The sequence below is a fragment of the Pristimantibacillus sp. Z349TD_6 genome, from assembly GCF_056173205.1.
On sequence record NZ_CM149662.1, the window covers coordinates 934,541 to 954,174 of the forward strand.

General features: G+C 45.4%; 12 protein-coding genes. 10 read left to right on the forward strand and 2 right to left on the reverse strand.

Annotated elements, in window-relative coordinates; all coding sequences use genetic code 11:
- Positions 1 to 236: 236 nt before the first annotated feature.
- Positions 237 to 1,256 (forward strand): LacI family DNA-binding transcriptional regulator, encoded by a 1,020-nt coding sequence (locus tag AC0VYE_RS04085; protein WP_475446224.1) that lies wholly within the window; start codon positions 237 to 239, stop codon positions 1,254 to 1,256.
- A gap of 146 nt (positions 1,257 to 1,402) precedes the next feature.
- Positions 1,403 to 3,694 (forward strand): alpha-amylase family glycosyl hydrolase, encoded by a 2,292-nt coding sequence (locus AC0VYE_RS04090; RefSeq protein ID WP_475446226.1) that lies wholly within the window; start codon positions 1,403 to 1,405, stop codon positions 3,692 to 3,694.
- Positions 3,695 to 3,798: 104 nt separating this feature from the next.
- On the opposite strand, the gene AC0VYE_RS04095 is transcribed toward AC0VYE_RS04090, so the two are convergent.
- Together AC0VYE_RS04095 and AC0VYE_RS04100 are read right to left on the reverse strand one after the other, a co-directional pair.
- Positions 3,799 to 5,742 (reverse strand): glycoside hydrolase family 15 protein, encoded by a 1,944-nt coding sequence (locus AC0VYE_RS04095; protein WP_475446228.1) that lies wholly within the window; start codon positions 5,740 to 5,742, stop codon positions 3,799 to 3,801.
- Positions 5,743 to 5,746: 4 nt separating this feature from the next.
- Complete coding sequence (locus AC0VYE_RS04100; RefSeq protein ID WP_076268828.1) at positions 5,747 to 6,775, reverse strand: LacI family DNA-binding transcriptional regulator; 1,029 nt, start codon at positions 6,773 to 6,775, stop codon at positions 5,747 to 5,749.
- Positions 6,776 to 7,270: 495 nt separating this feature from the next.
- On the opposite strand from AC0VYE_RS04100, the gene AC0VYE_RS04105 reads away from it, so the two are divergent.
- The 8 genes from AC0VYE_RS04105 (at position 7,271) to AC0VYE_RS04140 (ending at position 19,634) form a co-directional block, all read left to right on the forward strand.
- Complete coding sequence (locus tag AC0VYE_RS04105) at positions 7,271 to 8,581, forward strand: sugar ABC transporter substrate-binding protein (protein WP_475446230.1); 1,311 nt, start codon at positions 7,271 to 7,273, stop codon at positions 8,579 to 8,581.
- Positions 8,582 to 8,706: 125 nt separating this feature from the next.
- Positions 8,707 to 10,020: a carbohydrate ABC transporter permease gene (locus AC0VYE_RS04110; RefSeq protein ID WP_475446232.1), complete on the forward strand. Its 1,314-nt coding sequence runs from the start codon at positions 8,707 to 8,709 to the stop codon at positions 10,018 to 10,020.
- Between the two features lie 2 nt (positions 10,021 to 10,022).
- Positions 10,023 to 10,862 (forward strand): sugar ABC transporter permease, encoded by an 840-nt coding sequence (locus tag AC0VYE_RS04115; RefSeq protein ID WP_475449431.1) that lies wholly within the window; start codon positions 10,023 to 10,025, stop codon positions 10,860 to 10,862.
- Positions 10,863 to 10,866: 4 nt separating this feature from the next.
- A complete protein-coding gene (locus AC0VYE_RS04120; protein WP_475446234.1) occupies positions 10,867 to 12,528 on the forward strand; it encodes an alpha-amylase family glycosyl hydrolase in 1,662 nt (553 codons plus the stop codon).
- A 245-nt stretch (positions 12,529 to 12,773) separates the two neighbouring features.
- Positions 12,774 to 14,039 carry a glycoside hydrolase family 125 protein gene (locus AC0VYE_RS04125; protein ID WP_475449433.1) on the forward strand — a complete coding sequence of 422 codons (1,266 nt, stop codon included), beginning with the start codon at positions 12,774 to 12,776 and terminating at the stop codon, positions 14,037 to 14,039.
- A 91-nt stretch (positions 14,040 to 14,130) separates the two neighbouring features.
- Complete coding sequence (locus tag AC0VYE_RS04130) at positions 14,131 to 15,636, forward strand: ABC transporter substrate-binding protein (protein ID WP_339206816.1); 1,506 nt, start codon at positions 14,131 to 14,133, stop codon at positions 15,634 to 15,636.
- A 176-nt stretch (positions 15,637 to 15,812) separates the two neighbouring features.
- Positions 15,813 to 18,632, forward strand: a complete 2,820-nt coding sequence (locus tag AC0VYE_RS04135; RefSeq protein ID WP_475446236.1) for an extracellular solute-binding protein — start codon at positions 15,813 to 15,815, stop codon at positions 18,630 to 18,632.
- Positions 18,633 to 18,671: 39 nt separating this feature from the next.
- A complete protein-coding gene (locus AC0VYE_RS04140; RefSeq protein WP_076268836.1) occupies positions 18,672 to 19,634 on the forward strand; it encodes a carbohydrate ABC transporter permease in 963 nt (320 codons plus the stop codon).

The window sequence follows — 19,634 nt, forward strand, 5'->3', positions numbered from 1 at the left end:
GCATTGAAGCTCATTTTTCTTTTTATTACAGAGTAGAAGAAGCCATCTGACCGGATAAAGTAGAGCGCTTACAAAATAATGATTGACAGAAATATACAGGATAAAATATAGTATGAATTATTAAATGAAACGTTTAATCAATTATTTATTAATTTCATATATATCCTAATATAAACTCTTTGTTCATAAGTCTTTTAAGTAGATGAAACGTTTAATTATTGCAAAGGTGGTTCGTCATGAGTCAGGAACGAATAACGATTAAAGACGTTGCTAAACGCGCAAAAGTATCGATTGCTACAGTATCCAACGTGCTGAATGGAACAGGCAGAGTAGCGCCTAATACGGTTCAGTCGGTTCAAGCAGCTATCGCTGAGATGAACTTCACGCCAAGCATGTCCGCTCGCAATTTAAAGGATAAGAAATCATCGCTAATAGCGGTCATTGTCCCTTTTTTGGAGAAAGGCCGACTGCATGACAATCCGTTTTATTGGCAGCTTGTTACGGGCATTGAAGAAGGAGCACGGAACGAGAAGCTGCATGTGCTTCTCGTCGGGGTGGAGCCGGATGAAACCTTTTCATTCGTTCGTGAACGCCATTTGGATGGTTTGATCATTATTGGCGTATTTGAGGGTTCACCGATATACGAGCGAATTTTAGATTTGAATGTGCCTTGTGTATTTATGGATAGTTATTTAAAAAACGATGAGCTGTACCAAGTTGGGTTGGATGATGAGCTTGGCGGTTATATCGGAACAAAACATCTGTTATCGCTTGGACACCAGAACATCGCATTATTGACCGGGACACTGCTGGAAGAAGGCGTTAATCACAGACGGTGGCTCGGCTATATGAGAGCGCTGAAAGAAGCGGGAATGACCTACCAAAGCGACCATGTTTTCGAGGTTCCTACCTCCTCCATTGGAGGTTATCGCACGGCATCTCAAATCGCTTCAAGAGGACAGGAGCTAACGGCTGTATTCGCTTTATCGGATGTTCTCGCTATTGGACTAATTAAAGGCTTGCATGATCTCGGTATCGTTGTGCCGCGTGATGTGTCCGTAATGGGTTTTGACGATAATCAAAACAGCCATTATATGGTGCCCGGCTTAACGACCGTTCATCAGGATATTGTGCTCAAAGGACAGACGGCTGTGAAATTGCTGACTGCACAAATGGATAAGGATGCTGCTGTCGATCGCAAGGTCGTAATTGGAGTCGAGCTGACCATTAGGCAAAGCACAGCAGTAAAGAAATGAACAGAAGCAGCGCGATGACTTGCAGTCTATGAAGGGGGTGATGCCAAACTTCTAGGAACCTAGGTGAAATCATGCGTCTAAACGGAGGGTATTTTTTGAACTAGGCAATAAATCTGCATTTCAAAATAGTGGGGAGTGTTGAATGGATGAAGGTTATAGGGAAAAGGTTAGCTTTGTTCGTATTAGCAGCAGCACTTGTATTGCCGGCAATTAGTGTTAATCCAAGAGAAGCAGAGGCATTAACCGCATCGTCCGCGCTTAGTCCAGTTACGCCAAAGGATACGGTGTATCAAATTATTACGGATCGATTTTATGATGGCAACACAAGCAATAATATCCCTGCTGGCTCCTCCGCTGCTTTATTTGATGATGCGAATGGCGATGGCAAAGGGGATGGCAATGATTTAAAGCTTTATCAAGGCGGAGATTGGCAAGGGATTATCGACAAAATTCCTTATTTGAAAAATATGGGTGTAACAGCTGTTTGGATATCCGCACCTTACGACAATAGAGATACTGTAATTGAGGATTACCAGCCTGGCGGCAGCATGAATAAATGGACGAGCTTCCATGGGTATCATGTCCGCAATTATTTTGCAACGAATCAGCATTTTGGGCTGATGAAGGACTTTGAGAATCTTCGTGATGCTCTCCATAATCAAGGAATGAAGCTGGTCATTGATTTTGTAACGAATCATACGAGCCGCTGGCAAAACCCGACTAACGGCAATTCTCCAGAAGACGGCAAGCTCTATGAGCCGGATAAAGACGCAAGCGGCAATTATGCCTTCAATGCTGCTGGCAACCCTTACGATTACAACAATGATGGCAAAATAGAAAATTTAATCGCCGACCCGAATAATGATGTAAACGGCTGGTTTCACGGATTAGGCGATCGCGCAGGCGACAATTCTCGTTATGGCTTCCGTCATAAGGAGCTCGGCTCGCTTGCGGATTTCTCGCAAGAGAATGCCAATGTAGTTGCGCATTTGGAGAAGGCAGCGACGTTCTGGAAATCGAAGGGCGTTGATGGCTTCCGCCATGATGCAACGCTGCATATGAATCCTGCATTCACGAAAGGTTTAAAAGATGCCATTGACTCCGCTGCAGGCGGACCGCTCACTCATTTTGGTGAATTTTTCATCAGCAGACCTGACCCGAAATATGATGAATTCCGTACCTTCCCTGACCGTACGGGCGTTAATAATCTTGATTTTGAATTTTATCGTTCTGCAACAAATGCTTTCGGCAACTTCTCCGAGACGATGTCTACTTTCGGTAATATGCTGACACAAACGAGCGCCGATTATTCCTATGAGAATCAAGCGGTAACATTCCTCGACAACCACGACGTTACGCGGTTTCGCTATATTCAATCGAACAATAAGCCTTATCACGCTGCGCTCGCAACGCTTATGACATCACGTGGAACACCAAATATTTATTACGGTACGGAGCAGTATATGTCCTCCGCGGACAGCAGCGATATTGCTGGCCGTTCCTTTATGCAGAAGGCGGCTGCTTTCGATGAGACGACAACGGCTTTCAAAGTGATCAAGAATCTATCGGCATTGCGCCAGTCCAACGAAGCGATCGCATATGGTACAACTTCCATCCTGTACAGCACAGACAATGTTCTCGTTTATCAGCGTCAGTTCTACGACAAGCAAGTGATTGTCGCTGTAAATAGACAGCCAGATATTTCGTATACGGTTCCTGCAATCAATACAACGTTGCCGGTAGGAACATACACAGATGGATTGTCCGGCCTGCTTATGGGCGCGTCGAATACGGTTACGAGCGTATCAGGTCAAAATAAAATTTCTAGCTTCACGCTCTCAGGCGGCGAGGTTAACATTTTGGCATACAACCCATCGCTTGGCACTACCTTTCCAAGAATCGGTGATGTTGTTTCTACCTCAGGACGCCCAGGCAATACCGTTTATATTTACGGAACGGGCTTAGGCGGTACGGCTACCGTGAAATTCGGTACAGTTGCTGCAACGATTGTTTCTAACAATGATACGTTTATCGAAGCTGTCGTTCCAGCTGTAGCTGCCGGTTCAAGCAGCATTACGGTTACGAAAGGGACAAATGTCAGCAATAGCTTTACTTACGAGGTACTGTCGGGTGATCAGGTGCAGGTCATCTTTAAGGTCAATGCCACAACGACAGTTGGACAAAATATTCATATCGTCGGCAGCATTCCTGAGCTTGGCAGCTGGGATGCAGCTAAATCGACGGAAGCGATGATGAATCCGAACTATCCAGTATGGTTCCTGCCAGTAAGTGTGCCGAAAGGGACGACCTTCGAATTCAAGTTCATTAAGAAGGACAGTCTCGGTAATGTTATCTGGGAGAGTGGAACGAACCGCTCGTTTACTTCTCCTGCGAGTTCGACAGGCACGTCTGACACTGCCGTCTACAATTGGTCTTGATGTAAATCAGCAGCGCGGAATTCAAGCATAAAAAACCCCGACGGTTCAAGCAGCCGTCGGGGTTTGATGTATTTGAGATTCTTTAAAATCGGATAGAGCAGGTTTTACTTTGCTTCTGCATCCGCAAGCATGAAAATCGTCAATATAAACATGGCATGCGACCAAGTAAGCGGGACAACCCAAGCGGTTTCGCCGGTGTTTTTGTCTACTTGCTCTGGCAGGAGGCCGGTCTCTGTGCGATGGTCCATCGCCCACTTCAGCAATTGCTTCGCTTCATCTATGCTGCCGGTTTGAATGCGATAGTGAGCAAGCCATAAAGTAGTGAGAATCCATGGGTTACCGCCAATATAGATATCGTCCTCATAACGCTTAATGCCGCCGACGCCTGGTACAGTCAATGCAGCTTCAACTGTATCTGCAGTGCGGCGCATGGATTCATCATCTGCCGCTACCGCTCCAAACGGTACAGCGATGCCAAGCAGGCTGATATCGATTACAGCATCATGATCGAGAACATGCTTCTTGTAGCCTTTATTGCCCTCAGTCACATAACCAGTTGAGCCAGCTGCCAAGGCTTGCTCGTATTTGCCTGCGTTTACTGTTAGGTCAACTCCGCGGTAGAATCGGCCGCCTTCCTCGTTCCAGCATAGCTCTTTGATCGCTGCTGAAATCCGCTCCGCAGCAGCAGTCCATTCAGCTGCAAGCTCAGGTCTGCCTGCTAGCTCGGCAAAGCTCGCTGCTGCCGTCAACCCGCCGTATACAGCGGCAGAGGAGTACGTATGCGATGCTTCACGCTCTTCCCACAGGTCGATGCTAGGCTTCGGCAAGCCGCTCTCTGCATCGAGGAAGCTCATCAAGAAGGATGCGCCTTTCTCTACAGCAGGCCATACCTGCTTAGCGAAATCAGAGTCCTTTTTCTCCAAATAATGCTGCCACATTCCCCAAAGAATCGACGAGCCTTCATCAATTTGCAAACCCCATGACGGCGCTAAGCTGCCATCATGATAATGCCGCTGCTGCCATGAACCATCTGGTGATTGCGCAGAAAGCGTCCATGCATAGAAGCTGTCGGACAGAGCGCCAAGACCTGCTTTATCAAGCGCAGTTGTAATGAATGCGGCATCTCGGCCCCAGCAGTAGGAATAACCCCCGCAGCGCGTGAAATTTTCATCGAATTCCGGAGCAGCGATAATGCTGCCCGTTTGCTCATCGGACATGAGCTTGAACATAAGCAGGGATCGGTCATATAGATCTGAGATTTCGTTGTCGTCAATCGGACAAGGGGCAGCGGCAGCCAAAAATTCATGCCAGTAGGTAGTCGTTTCTTGGACCCATTCTGCGCTTGTTTTGCTTTTTGCAGTACGCATTTGTTGCAGTACGCTTTCTTCATCATGGCCAGCTGTTATATAGACGGGAATCGTTACAGATGCGCCTGCTACAAGCTCATCGATACGCCAGTTCAACGCACCATCCGGCTTCATATCAATGTTGTTGCCGTTTAGCTCACCATGCTGAACGTTGTCCCAGTTGATTCCTGATTGATAACCTGTGCATACGTTTGCGCTTGAAAGCGCAAAATAATACTTATGGCGGAAATGAACCAAGGAATCTTCAGCGGCATTAAACATAGTTGTATTATATAGGTTATTCTCGCTTACGAGAAAAGAAGAGTGAACGATAAACGAGAAGGAAGCAGGTTGATCGCTGACGTTTGTGAACGTGTATTCACGAACGATAATATCTTCGCCTGGAACAGCAAAATGAAAGCTGTCCACTTGAACGGGCTGTTGTTCAGTACGAGCATTCACTTGCAAAATGTTTGTTTTTGCAACATATGCCGTCTCATGAGTGAAGCCGTTCGTTTCTTCATCAAACCAGGAAACAGGGGATTGCGCCCACTGAATTCCTGTGCGGATAGCGTCTACATGCTGCGGCAAATCAATGTTCGGCCACCACAGGCGATACATTTTGCCTGTGCGGCCAAGCGATGCGAGAAACTTGGAATTGCCGATAATGGCATCCACTAAAAATGGTTTTTTATTTGACATGCTGTCAACTCCTCTTGGATACGGTTTGAATCGATGATTCGCGAACGATCAGCCTATGCGGAATAATCATTCTGTTCTGGTGTATGCTTTCTTCTTGGATAAGACGAATCAACATTTGTGATGCGGTATAGCCGAGCTGATAGGTTCCGATATCTATCGAGCTGATTGGCGGTGTTGCAAGTTCGGACAATGCAATGTTATTGAAACTTACGATGCTAAGATCATCAGGCACCTTGTACCCAAGCTCTGTCAGGCCGCGCAATACGCCGAATCCGACTACATCATCGATGACAACAAGGCCGCTAGGTCTTTCGGGCAGGCTCATCATAAATGACATGGCACGATAGCCGCTTTGCTGAAGAAACTCGCCTTCAACGATCCATTCGGATCGAACAGGCAAACCGGCTTCGGACATGGCTCTGCGGTAGCCTTCCATCCGGTCATGTGCAACGGTTAATGATGGCGGACCGCTAACAAAACCGATTCTTTCATGGCCTTGGACAATGAGATGCTGCGTCGCATCATAAGCTGCTTGCTCATTGTTATTATCGACTGATAATATATTAGGCCGATTTTCTGTGCGGCCTATTAATACAGTAGGAAACTTATGTTTGTCCAATAGGTCGATTAAAGGGTCATTTACCCGAGAGGATAACAAGATAACGCCGTCAACTCGTCTACCGAATACAAGACGTGATACGGTTTCCGTCTCGTCGCTTGGCGACGTCGCTGCGGTAAGCAGCATATCGTATCCCGCTCTTGTCGATTGCGTCAGTATTCCGCGAAGCAATTCACCGAAGAAAAAGTCCTGAAACAGCTCTTCAGCTGGTCGAGGCAGCATAATGGCTAAGGTTTGTGTTGTTTTTGATACCAGACTCTTCGCCATCACGTTAGGATGGTAGCCCATTTCTTCCATATACCGTTTGACCTTCTGAGAGGTTGCCTTGCTAATTCTAGGATGATTAGAGACGACTCTTGATACAGTGGAAGGAGATACCCCTGCAGCTTTTGCAATATCTTTAATGGTTACCATATTAAGTTGAACCCCCACCCGCGCAAACGTGCTTGCTTTATATGCTTCATCCTAATGCAACTGTTGCCTAAAAGTAAATATATATCTAAAGTAAGCGTTTCACAAATATTGAAAAACTGAATGAGAAGGAGAATATTGAAGAAAATTGAAGATAACTCCGTATTTAACCGGAATATTGAACTGTGCAAACGTTTTAACAAACCGTGCACCTTGTTGTATGATGAATCCACGAATAGAACGCTTTCAAAACAATTCTACTATGTTTTCAGCTGTGAAACGGCATAAAAACCGCTCACAAATTATTTTCTAGTATGTTTTGTACAAACGTTTGCGCATTGTTGAGCTTACCAATTTATGATGGAAGTAAGCTTTTCAGAACGATGAATAAAACGTTTGTGCGAATGCAGCCTATTAGAAAAGAGCTTGAGGAATTGTTGGAACGCCGCTAATTCAAAAAAAAGGCATGAAACACATTATGGAGGGGGATCACCTAGCATGAAAAAGTGGTTTGTAATGTCATTAATCACAGCCTTGTTTATCGTTTCCGCTTGTGGTGGAACAAATAAGGCAGAAAACACAGAGAAAACTGGAAATGCAACAAATGCTCCAACGAATAATACACCTGCTAACGAAGGTACTGCATCGGAAGAGATCGTTCCTGAAGAAGGCGCATCGCTGCTTGTATGGGAAAGTAAAGAAGAACGTCCTTTCGTTGAAGCCATCGCGAAGGAATTCACTGCAAAATACGGCATTGAAATTAAATTCGAGGAAATCGGCGCAGGCGATCAAGTAAACAAGCTGGTTACAGACGGCCCTGCAGGTCTTGGCGCTGACGTTGTTCTTTTCCCGCATGATAACCTTGGTAAAGCAGTGACGGCTGGATTGGTTCTGCCAAATGATTACTATGAAGAGCAATCAAGAAGCGCAAACTCGGAAATTGCAGTAAATGCAGTATCTTATGACGGCGTGCTTTATGGATACCCGCGCTCGGTAGAAACATACGCACTATTTTATAACAAAGCACTAATCAAAGAAGCTCCAAAAACGTTTGAAGAGGTAGTAGCATTCTCGAAAACATTCAACGATACGAAAAACAACAAATACGGTCTTATGTGGGATGTAGGAAACTTCTACTTCAGCTATCCGTTCATCTCAACAGGCGGTTATGTATACGGCGATAACGGTCAAAACAAAGACGATATCGGCCTTAACACAGAAGGAGCAATCGCTGGCTTGAAATACTACGGTTCATTGAAAGACAGCATCTTGCCGCTTAACTCCGGCGATATCAACTACGATATTAAAAAAGGTTTGTTCATCGGCGGTACACTTGCAATGGATATTAACGGACCTTGGACAATTGGCGATTACAGAAACGCTGGCATCGATTTCGGCGTAGCTCCATTGCCTAGCATCAACGGCCAACCGGCTTCTTCCTTCTCAGGCATTAAAGCTTGGTATGTTAACTCATTCTCGAAATACCCGAATGCAGCACGTCTATTCTCTTATTATGCATCTACAAAAGAAGCTCAGTTGAAAAACTTTGAACTGACAGGCGCTATTCCTGCGAACACAGAAGCAGCAGCAGATCCTGCTGTACAAGGCAATGAAGTGGTAAAAGGTTTCTTGGAGCAATTCAACCAATCGACGCCAATGCCTTCCATCCCTGAGATGGGCAATGTATGGACTCCTATCGGAGCAGCATTCTCTGACGTATGGAACTCCGGCAAAGATGCAAAAGCAGCTTTGGACAATGCCGTGCAACAAATCAAAGACGCTAACAATGGCGCTGCGGCAACGAAATAATATAACATAGTCGGAATCACCCGCCGAATTGCTTCGGCGGGTGAACCGATGTTTTATAAGCGATACTTTCCATATCAGCAAGTTGCAACAAGTTTTTTTATATGAAAGGAAGGGAGCCAGGCGGGATGAATCGTCATCGCAGCACCGCGGCTATATTGTCGTTACTCGTAATGGGTCTTGGCCAATTGTATAACCGCCAATTTATAAAAGGCTTAATTATGCTTGCTGTTGAAGCAGCGGCGCTCATGTATTTTGTTCCAAATCTAGGAAGAGCGATTTGGGGAGTTGTCACGCTCGGAGAGAAAACGCAAGGGCTTGAGAAAATAGGTAAAATCAGTGTTCGTGTAGAGGGAGACCATTCGATCTTTCTTCTAATCAGTGGATTAATAACGTTAATTTTATTCCTGCTATTTGTCTTTATCTATGTTATGAATATCCGCGATGCCTATCTGAACGGCAAGCAAAGAGACGCAGGAGTGGCGCCAGCAAGCTTTCGGAAGACGTGGGCTTATGTAACGGATCGTAATTTTCCGCACTTACTGCTTACGCTTCCGGCGCTCGGTGTATTGTTTCTAACGATCATGCCGATTATCTTCATGATTATGCTTGCTTTCACCAACTACGCATCGCCTGATCATATTCCGCCAGCTAAGCTGGTTGACTGGGTAGGCTTCCAAACGTTTGCTAATCTATTGACTTTGAAAACGTGGAGCCATACATTTGTTGGCGTATTTACTTGGACGATTGTATGGGCTGTTATTGCAACGGTAACGACGTATTTCGGCGGTTTGTTAGTTGCGCTGCTAATTGAGCAAAAAGGCATTCGTTTTAAAAAGCTATGGCGGACATTGTTCATTATTCCTTATGCCATTCCGCAATTGATCTCCTTGCTTGTCATGAGAAATTTGTTTAATGGACAATTTGGTCCGATCAATCAATACTTAAAGTTTTTTGGTATGGGCAAGCTGCCTTGGCTGACAGATCCATTTTGGGCAAAGGTAACTGTTATTATCGTTAATATGTGGATTGGTATCCCGGTTTCAATGGTACTTATTCTAGGCGTATTGACTGCAATTCCGAAAGACCTGTACGAAGCTGCCGATGTTGACGGCGCAACAGGCATACAGAAATTCCGTATTATTACGTTGCCATTTATTTTGTTCTCGACGGCACCGATTCTGATTACACAGTTCGCTGGCAACATGAATAACTTTAACGTTATTTTCTTGCTCACGAACGGTGACCCGGTTAAAGGTGATTACCAGTACGCCGGCAGCACCGACTTGCTTGTAACCTGGTTGTATAAGCTAACGCTGAACAACAGTCAGTTCAATATGGCATCCGCGATCGGTATCATCATTTTCTTGATCGTAGCGTCGTTCTCTATTTATAACTATCGCCGCTCACGGTCATTTAAAGAGGAGGATATGATTCAATGAAAATGGGCCGGAAAACCGCCAATATTGTGCGCTTGACGCTTAGCTATGTCGTTCTGATATTTATAGCTGTGTGCGCTATCTATCCTGCTCTTTGGGTGCTGCTATCCTCGCTTCGCCCGGGCACGGCTCTGTTTAGCGACAGTCTTATTCCTGATACATTTACGATTGTTCATTATAAGGAGTTATTTACGAATCCAAGCTTCCAATACGGTGTTTGGTACTTGAATACGCTCAAAATTGCAACGTTGACGATGATCTTCTCTACGATTCTGGTCACGCTCAGCATGTACGCGTTGTCGCGCTTCCGCTTCCGCGGCCGTAAGATGACACTGACGATTATGCTTGTACTGGGCATGTTCCCTGGCTTCATGAGTATGATCGCTATCTTTATCTTCTTATTGCAGCTTAACCTGCTCGATACACATGCGGCGCTCATTATCGTATATTCTGCTGGTGCAGTGCTCGGTGGCTTTGTCGTTAAAGGCTTTTACGATACGATTCCTCGGAGCTTGGATGAAGCGGCTCGGATCGATGGAGCAACTCATCTGCAGGTGTTTGTAAAAATCATGCTTCCGCTGTCGCGTCCGATGTTAACCTATGTAGCGCTGACTACATTTGCTGGTTCATGGGTAGACTTTATCTTTGCAAGATTGGTACTTCGAAGCAAAGACAACTGGACACTTGCTGTAGGAATGTGGGATCTTGTAAGCAATTATCAGAACAGCAACTTCACGTTGTTTGCCGCGGGTGCGGTGTTGATTGCGATCCCGATTACTCTCCTATTCATCTTCTTGCAGCGCTTCCTTGTACAAGGGCTGATGTCTGGCGCTTCGAAAGGATAAGAGAATGAACCGCAGCCGTTTGCGTTATGCGATAGTCCTGTTATGCTCGCTAATCTTTATTATGCTCGCTGCTTGCTCTTCAGAGGAGGCGGCGAACAATAATAAACCAAGTAGCACAGCTTCTGCAGAAGCGGATGAAGAAGGTGCAAGCGGCGAAGCTTCCACTGCTGCTTATACGGTAGATGAGCAGCCTGGCGGCGTATACTATGAAATATTTGTCCGTTCCTTCTATGATACGAACGGAGATGGAATCGGCGATTTGAATGGTGTAACCGCTAAGCTTGATTACTTAAAGGAGCTTGGGGTTAGCGGTATTTGGCTAATGCCGATTAACGCTTCGCCAAGCTACCATGGCTATGATACAACCGATTATTATGCGGTAAATCCGGAATACGGCACGCTGGATGATTTGCAGAAGCTGCTTCAAGAAGCGCATAAGCGCGATATTAAAGTAATTATGGATCTTGTCGTTAATCATTCGAGCAAGGAACATCCTTGGTTCAAAGAAGCATTAAAGGATGAGAACAGTCCTTACCGCAGCTGGTACACATTTGCTAAACAAGGTGAGAAGGTTAGAGCAGATGGGGCAGTTGGCGGTGATCCATGGCATAGCTATGGCAGTCTCAAGTATTTAGGTGTCTTCTGGGAAGGCATGCCCGATCTGAACTTTGACGAGCCGAAGGTTCGCGAGGAATTGGTTAAGATCGGACAATACTGGCTGGAGCAGGGGCTGGACGGCTTCCGCCTTGATGCGGCAAAGCATATTTACGGCGACTTCGCGTCTACGGCCAGCACGCCTGAGATTCAAGCGAAAAATAAAGCTTGGTGGCAAGAGTTCCGAGCTGGCATGAACAAAGTGAAGCCAGATGCTTATCTGATCGGAGAGGTTTGGGATTCACTAACGGTTATTGCGCCTTACTTTGACCAAGCGCTGAACTCCGCATTCCACTTTGATCTAGCTGGTCGGCTGCTGAGTGCAGCCGGTACGGAGAAGGATGCAGACTTAGCTTATTCTCTAGGACGTGCATACGGCGTTTACGAGAAATCATCTGGTGGTACATTTGTTGATGCGCCGTTCCTAAGCAATCATGATCAGAATCGTGTCATGACGGTTTTAAACGGAAATATCAATCATGCCAAGATGGCTGCTGCCATGCTGCTTACTTTGCCAGGCACCCCGTACCTTTATTATGGTGAGGAGCTGGGTATGAAAGGGGCTAAGCCGGATGAATACATTCGTGAGCCAATGCCTTGGTATAGCGCAGCAAGCGGAGGAGAAGGTCAAACCACTTGGGAGCAATCGCGATTCAATGGGAATGCCGAGACGGTATCTGTTGAGGCACAGACAGCAGATAAGCATTCGATGTTAAACCATTATCGCGAGCTCATAAAGTGGCGGAACGAGGAGCCCGCTTTGCGCAATGGCGGAATAGCCGAGTTTAAGCTGGAGCCTGCCAATCAGAAGCTAAGTGTATATGTTCGCGTCATTGCTAGCGAGAGAGCGCTTGTTGTGCACAATCTATCGGGCGAGGAGCAGATGACTGATCTTCAGCCATCCAAAACGTTTGGATCATTCGAGGGGATCATTCACTCAAGCAATGATGGGGCTAAGCTGGATAAAGGGAAACTGACCATTCCGGCTTACACCACAGTCATATTAAAATAATACGGTAAGAGGGAGCTGCACCGTCGGTGCTGCTCCCTCTTTTTTTTGTGCGTTCCAATGCGATTCCAGCCCATTTGTATTCAAATTTTGTAAAAAAATTAAGGAAATTACTAGTTGGTATATTGACATGTTGACATATTGTTTATAATATACTATTTGTAAGCGCTTATCACAAAGCTTTATCCAACTTGTAGAAGGATCACCATTAGGAGGAATGTTTGCGAATGAATCTGTCTATTACCGATATGAAAAAGAGTGACGCATTGATTTCATCTCTGGAGAAATGGCCTGAAATCGTTAAGTTTTATAAAAACTGCTTCTATAACACGCTGGAGACGACGACGGAATGGCTTGAGGATGGAACCACTTTTGTATTTACGGGTGATATACCAGCCATGTGGCTGCGTGATTCATCTGCTCAGGTTCGGCATTATATTCCACTGGCTGTTTCAGACAGCCACTATCAGAAAATGATAGAGGGACTTATCAAAAGGCAAATGCAATATATCCAGATTGATCCCTATGCAAACGCATTCAATAAAGGCCCGGACAACAGGGGACATACGGAAGATGTAACCGAGGGCAATTCATGGGTATGGGAAAGAAAATATGAAATTGATTCCCTATGTTACCCGATACAGCTCGCTTATTTGTACTGGAAGGCAACAAACAGCACCGCAATGTTTGATGATGCTTTTAAAGAAGCGGTTAACAAAATTATTGGACTTTGGACAGTCGAGCAGAAGCATGCAGAACAATCGAGCTACAGCTTCCAAAGATTTAATTGTCCAGAATCGGATACGTTAAGCCACGATGGAAAAGGGAGTCCCGTCGCCTATACAGGGATGACATGGTCGGGCTTTAGGCCAAGCGACGATTCGTGCAAATATCATTATTTGATTCCTGCGAATATGTTCGCTGTTGTTGTGCTGAGATATGTGGAAGAAATCGCCCAAGACATATACAAAGACGAAACACTGGCGCTCGCAGCCAAGAAATTAGGCGGCGAAATCGATGCCGGCATCAAAGCATTTGGGATATACAAGCACGAAACGTTTGGCGAAATATACGCTTACGAAACAGATGGCTTAGGAAATTACAACTTGATGGACGATGCTAATGTGCCAAGTCTGCTGTCGATTCCTTATCTCGGATATACAAGCAAAGAGGATATGATCTATCAGAATACGAGAAGGTTTATTTTAAGTGAAGAGAATCCCTATTATTACGCAGGAAAAGCAGCTAGAGGAATCGGAAGCCCACATACTCCCACGAATTACATATGGCATATCAGCCTAGTCATGCAAGCGCTCACTTCAGACAACGACGCAGAAATACAAGAACTTCTAAGAACGATAATCAGCTCAGATGGCGGTACTGGCTTTATGCATGAGGGTTTTCACGTAGACAATCCGAATGAATTCACGAGACCGTGGTTTGCATGGGCTAACAGCTTACTCGGTGAACTTATTTATAAGCTCGTAGAAGACAAGAAACAGCATCTCTTTTAATTGGTTTGACCTCCACTTGTGTTAGAGCGGGCCTGACTCCGCTGCGGACAGGACTTGCATAACAAATAAAAGATTTGAAAGGGGCAGAAAAATGAAACAAAAGAGAATGTTTTTGTTAGTCGTATGCGTCCTCATTATTTCCATCTTTGCGAGTGCTTGCACAAGTAATAACGGCGGAGGCAAAGACAAGGAGACGGCTGAAGCAACGAACAAGGCAGAAAACACAGCCTCGCCAAGTCCGGAAGCAACACCAGATGACGGAGCTCCTCCAGTAAAAGATTTAGGCGGTTATAAATTTATCGTTGCGGATAACAATGCGAACAGATGGTTCCCGCAAGAAGGAAGCTCTGATCATGCCAATGCCATTATTGATCGAATCAAGTGGGTAGAAGAAACGTACAACGTAAAAATTGAAGTGAGAAAACATTCCGAGGAAGAGTTTGGCGCGGCGGTACTGGCAGGCGACAAATACGCTGACATCATCGTTGCTCCTACATGGGAGCTGGGAAGACATATTAACGGCAAGCGTATTGTGGACATGAATACGATTCCTAACCTTCGGATGGATCAAGATTATTGGAAGGAATACAACACTTCATTCTTGCTCACTTACGACAACAGAACATATGGAACAGCAGCTCCATTCGCTAACCAGGGGGATGAAGTATGGGTTCTGGCATTCAACAAAAGCATTATTCAAGAGCTAGGTCTTGAAAATCCTTATGAGCTGGTAAAAAACAAACAATGGACATTCCAGAAAATGCTCGAGATGGAGCAAGCGGCAAAACGTGATCTAAATGGTGATGGCGTGATGGACAGCAATGACCGTTATGGACTGGCGACTGGACATGACTGGGATATTTCTGTAGCGCTTTATCTGGCATCCGGCAATAAAATCATTGATATCGCCAGTGATGGAAAAATGAAATATGCAGTAAATACACCAAAAGCATACGAGACGATTGAAATGATTAAGAAGATGGCGAAAAAAGGTGATACGTTCTTCCCGAAAAACGAAGGCGAGGATATGGACGCTTACGTGAAAGCTTTTGCAGAAGGGAAATCGCTGTTTTTAGCTTACTCCAGAGGCAGAGGCGTTATTGATCCGATTTATGAAATGGAAAGTGACTTTGGCTTTATCCCATTGCCAATGGGCAACAACACAGACGATTACCTTGATTGGGTAAGCCATGATGCTCCTTCGATCGCAGTGCCGGTAACGAACAAAGAGCTTGATAAAACCGGACTTATCTTGGATGCGCTAGCGTGGAAAGCGCAAAGCGAAGAGAAAATTTGGATGGATGAAATTGCTCTCACGCAATTGCGTGATGAGGAATCGCTTCAAACGCTGTTACAGCTGAAAAATTATGGCGTGTCGGACATGGCGTTCATCGGTCAGCAAATGCAAGGCAATGTACACAGTGGTTTGGCACTCATTCCCGATGTTGGGTTCTACGATCAGAACCTAGAGCCTGCCTCCAAGGTTGCGGAAATCGAGGATGCTGTAAATATTGGTCTTGAGGAGCTTGCTTTAAGGCTGAAAGGTGAATTCGTAGAGCCTGAACCGAAGCCTGAGGAAGAGAAAAAGGCGGAATAGCAGCTTTCACCAAATAGATAAAGGGGCTGTCAGACAGATGACGATTGCTGCTAGCGCAACAGCCCCTTTTCTTTTTTTTGCAAAAAAAAGAGGCTGCTTTCTCTATCGTTCACGAAAAGGCAATGAATCTCTGTCCATATGGAGGAAACAAATATGACGGTGCGAGTTGAACGTTTATGAATAATAAAATAGCGAAATTTTCAGTTGCAGCAATAGCCTTATGTTTGTTGGTGATTGTTTGGCCGCATGCGGCATTTGCAAGCAAGGATGATAACTTAATCAAGCTGCAAAGCTACCGCACCTATCTTGAACAGCACGCCGATAAAAAAGCTGGGAAAGCGGATATTGTGATCAAGGCGGATGCGTATACGAATGCGGAGGGAGATTTGAAAACCCTCGATCTTTTTGAAGGAAAGGAAGGCAAATCTGTTCTGACGGGCGAAACCGGAAAGATTGAATGGGAAATTAACGTTCCTGAGAGTGGCATGTACAATGTAGAACTGCTTTATTACCCGATAGATGGGAAAGGCAATTCCATTGAAAGAATGATATCCATTGACGGTGAAGTACCTTATAACGAAGCGAAATACATAAATTTATCACGGGTTTGGAAGGACAAAAGCGAGATTGCGCAAGACAAAAAAGGCAATGACATTAGGCCGAAACAGACAGAAGCGCCTAGATGGAGAACGGTGCTGTTGCATGATTTGCTTGGCTATTATAACGATCCATTACTATTTTATTTGGAAAAAGGTAAGCATACCATTGGATTCGAATCGGTGAGGGAATCGGTGGTTTTAAATACCGTTCGTATTTATAAAGCGGAGGAGCTTCCGACCTATGATGAAGTAAAAGCGGGTTATGAAGCAAAAGGCTATAAGGAAGCGGACGCCGAGACAATTAAGGTTCAAGCGGAAAACAGCTTTGAGAAATCTGATAATACGCTATATCCGGTGTCCGATCGCTCATCAGCTATAACCGAGCCGCAGGACCCATCGAAGCTTCGCTTGAACAGCATAGGCGGCGATAAATGGAAAATGCCGGGCCAATGGATCAGCTACCGATTCACGGTAGAGGAAGCGGGCCTATACAAGATTGCAACGAGATTCAAGCAAAACAAATTAGCTGGGATGTACGTCAACCGTAAAATTTTGCTGGATGGAGCCGTACCGTTTAAAGAAGCGAAAGCAGTGAAATTTAAATACGGGAACAACTGGCAAGTGAAAACATTGGGGAACGACGATCAGGCGTTTTCTTTTTACCTAGAACCGGGCGAGCATGAGCTGACGATGGAGGTCACGCTCGGAGATTTGGCTGATGTGCTGAACAGGGTTGATGATAGTTTATTTCAACTGAATGCCGTATATCGGCAAATTCTGATGATAACCGGCGCTGAGCCGGATTTGTATCGTGATTACGGCTTTGAGAAATTAATACCGGATGCCATAGCCGCCATGAGGGAGCATGCCGCGATACTTAGAGAAGTATCGGCTGACATGGAGGCGCTGGTTGGTCAAAAAGGCGAAAACATGGTGTTGCTCGATAAAGTCGCCTTCCAGCTCGAGCAAATGGTTAAAAATCCGGAAGCCAATATTGCGAAGACGTTTACCCCTTTTAAAGAAAATGTAGGCGCGCTTGGTACGTGGATCTTGACGGTAGGCGAGCAGCCTTTAACGGTCGATTATTTTAGCGTGATGCCGTTGTCCAAGAAGCTGCCAAAAGCGGATGCATCCTTTTTCAAAAAAATGATGTTTGAAGCGAAGTCTTTTTCGATGTCTTTCTTTGTGGATTACAATGCCTTGAATACAGAAGGTGAAACCAAAGGAGAGCCGCTCGAAGTATGGCTGACGTCTGGACGGGATCAATCGCAAATTATTAGGGAAATGATCAATGACACGTTCACGCCGGAATCGGGTATAAACGTAAAGCTCAAGCTGGTAACGGAAGGAACGCTTTTGCCATCGGTGCTCGCAGGTACGGGTCCGGATGTGGCGATGGGAAATCTAGCTGCCGACCCTATTCAATACGCGTTAAGACATGCGGTAGAGAACATCAAAGACATGCCGAATTATGAGGCTATTGCCTCTAGATTCCATCCTAGTGCATTAGTGCCCTTCGAATTAGACGGAAAAGTATACGCTCTGCCGGAAACACAATCGTTTCCCATGATGTTTTATCGGAAAGATATTTTGCATGATATGGGGCTGAAGGCTCCAGAGACATGGGATGAGTTTTACAAGCTAATACCGGAAATTCAGAAACAAAATATGCAAATTGGTTTTCCGGCGGATATTACCGGCTTGCAAATCTTTTTGTATCAGAAAAAGGGGGAGCTTTACAACAAGGAGCGCAGCCGCTCAACGCTGGAAGACGATCTGACGATCGATGCGTTCCAGAAGCAGACGGAGCTGTTCACCACCTATAAGTTTCCGAGGGATTATGATTTCAGCAACCGCTTCCGTACAGGGGAAATGCCGATAGGCATCGCGGATTATACGACATACAACCAATTAATCGCGTTTGCTCCTGAAATTAAAGGACTGTGGGAATTTGCTCCGCTTCCTGGAACGGTGATGGAGGATGGACAATTGAACCGGGCGACACCGTCGACGGGGACAGCGATCATGATGCTTAAGGGCGTTAAGAAAAAAGATGACGCATGGCGCTTTATGGAGTGGTGGACGAGTGCAGAGACGCAGTCCAGATTCGGAATGGAAATGGAAGCGATTCTCGGCAAGGCAGCCAAACAAGCGACCGCCAATATGGAAGCCCTTGTTAATATGCCTTGGACAAAAACAGAGTATGACCATTTGATGACGCAGTGGTCGTTCGCAACAGGTACACCGGAGGTGCCGGGCGGTTACTATGTGACAAGAAGTATTGGATTTGCTGCCGCAACGGCGTATAACAACGGAGACCCTGAATCTCTTCTGGACTATGTGAAAGAAGTTAATACTGAAATAACGCGAAAAAGGCGGGAGTTCAAGTTGGAATGATGCTGCCTTGCGATTTTACTGATTCAGGAGGACCCATTCATGAGTAGAGATTTGGTGATATCAGGAGCTGTTGACCCTAAGAGGCAGGGCAATCCGGTTTTGCGAAAATTGGAGCAGGGCTGGAAGTCGATTAAAAAAAATAAAGTGTCCTACCTCTTTGCTGCTCCCTACATGATCTTGTTTTTTGCTTTTACCGCTCTGCCCGTCATTATTTCATTGATTTTAGGTTTTTTCTCGTTTAACTTGCTCGAAGCGCCTATCTTCGTTGGCATGGACAATTATATAAGGCTGTTTCTAGGCGATGATATTTTCATTAAAGCGATCGGAAATACGTTCCTGCTAGCTGTGATGGTAGGTCCGATCGGTTATATCATGTGTCTAGTGTTCGCTTGGCTTATTAATGAGCTGCCCAAGTCTCTAAGAACGATTTTGACTTTAATTTTTTACGCGCCATCCATTTCAGGAAACATTTATTTGGTTTGGGGCATTTTCTTCAACAAGGACGCTTATGGTTATGCCAATGCTATTCTGCTTCGTTATAATGTCATCTCTTCGCCTATTCTATGGTTTGAGAATCCGAAATATATGATGACTCTTGTCGTCATCGTTGCTTTATGGACCAGTGTTGGAACGAGCTTCCTTTCCTTTATTGCGGGATTGCAGGGGATAGATCGAACGCTTTATGAAGCAGCGGCTATGGATGGTGTTAAAAATCGGTGGCAGGAGCTTTGGTACGTCACGCTGCCTTCGATGAAGCCGCAGCTTATGTTCGGGGCGGTAATGAGCATTACCGGCGCGTTCGGCACCGGCGCCATTGTTACCGCATTATGCGGCATGCCAAGCAACAGCTATGCAGCGCATACCATCGTAAACCACTTGGAGGATTACGGCGCCATACGTTATGAAATGGGCTATGCCTCTGCTATAGCTACCATTCTATTTATCATCATGATTGGAGCGAATAAGATTGTGCAAATGCTTCTGGCAAAGGTAGGTGAATGA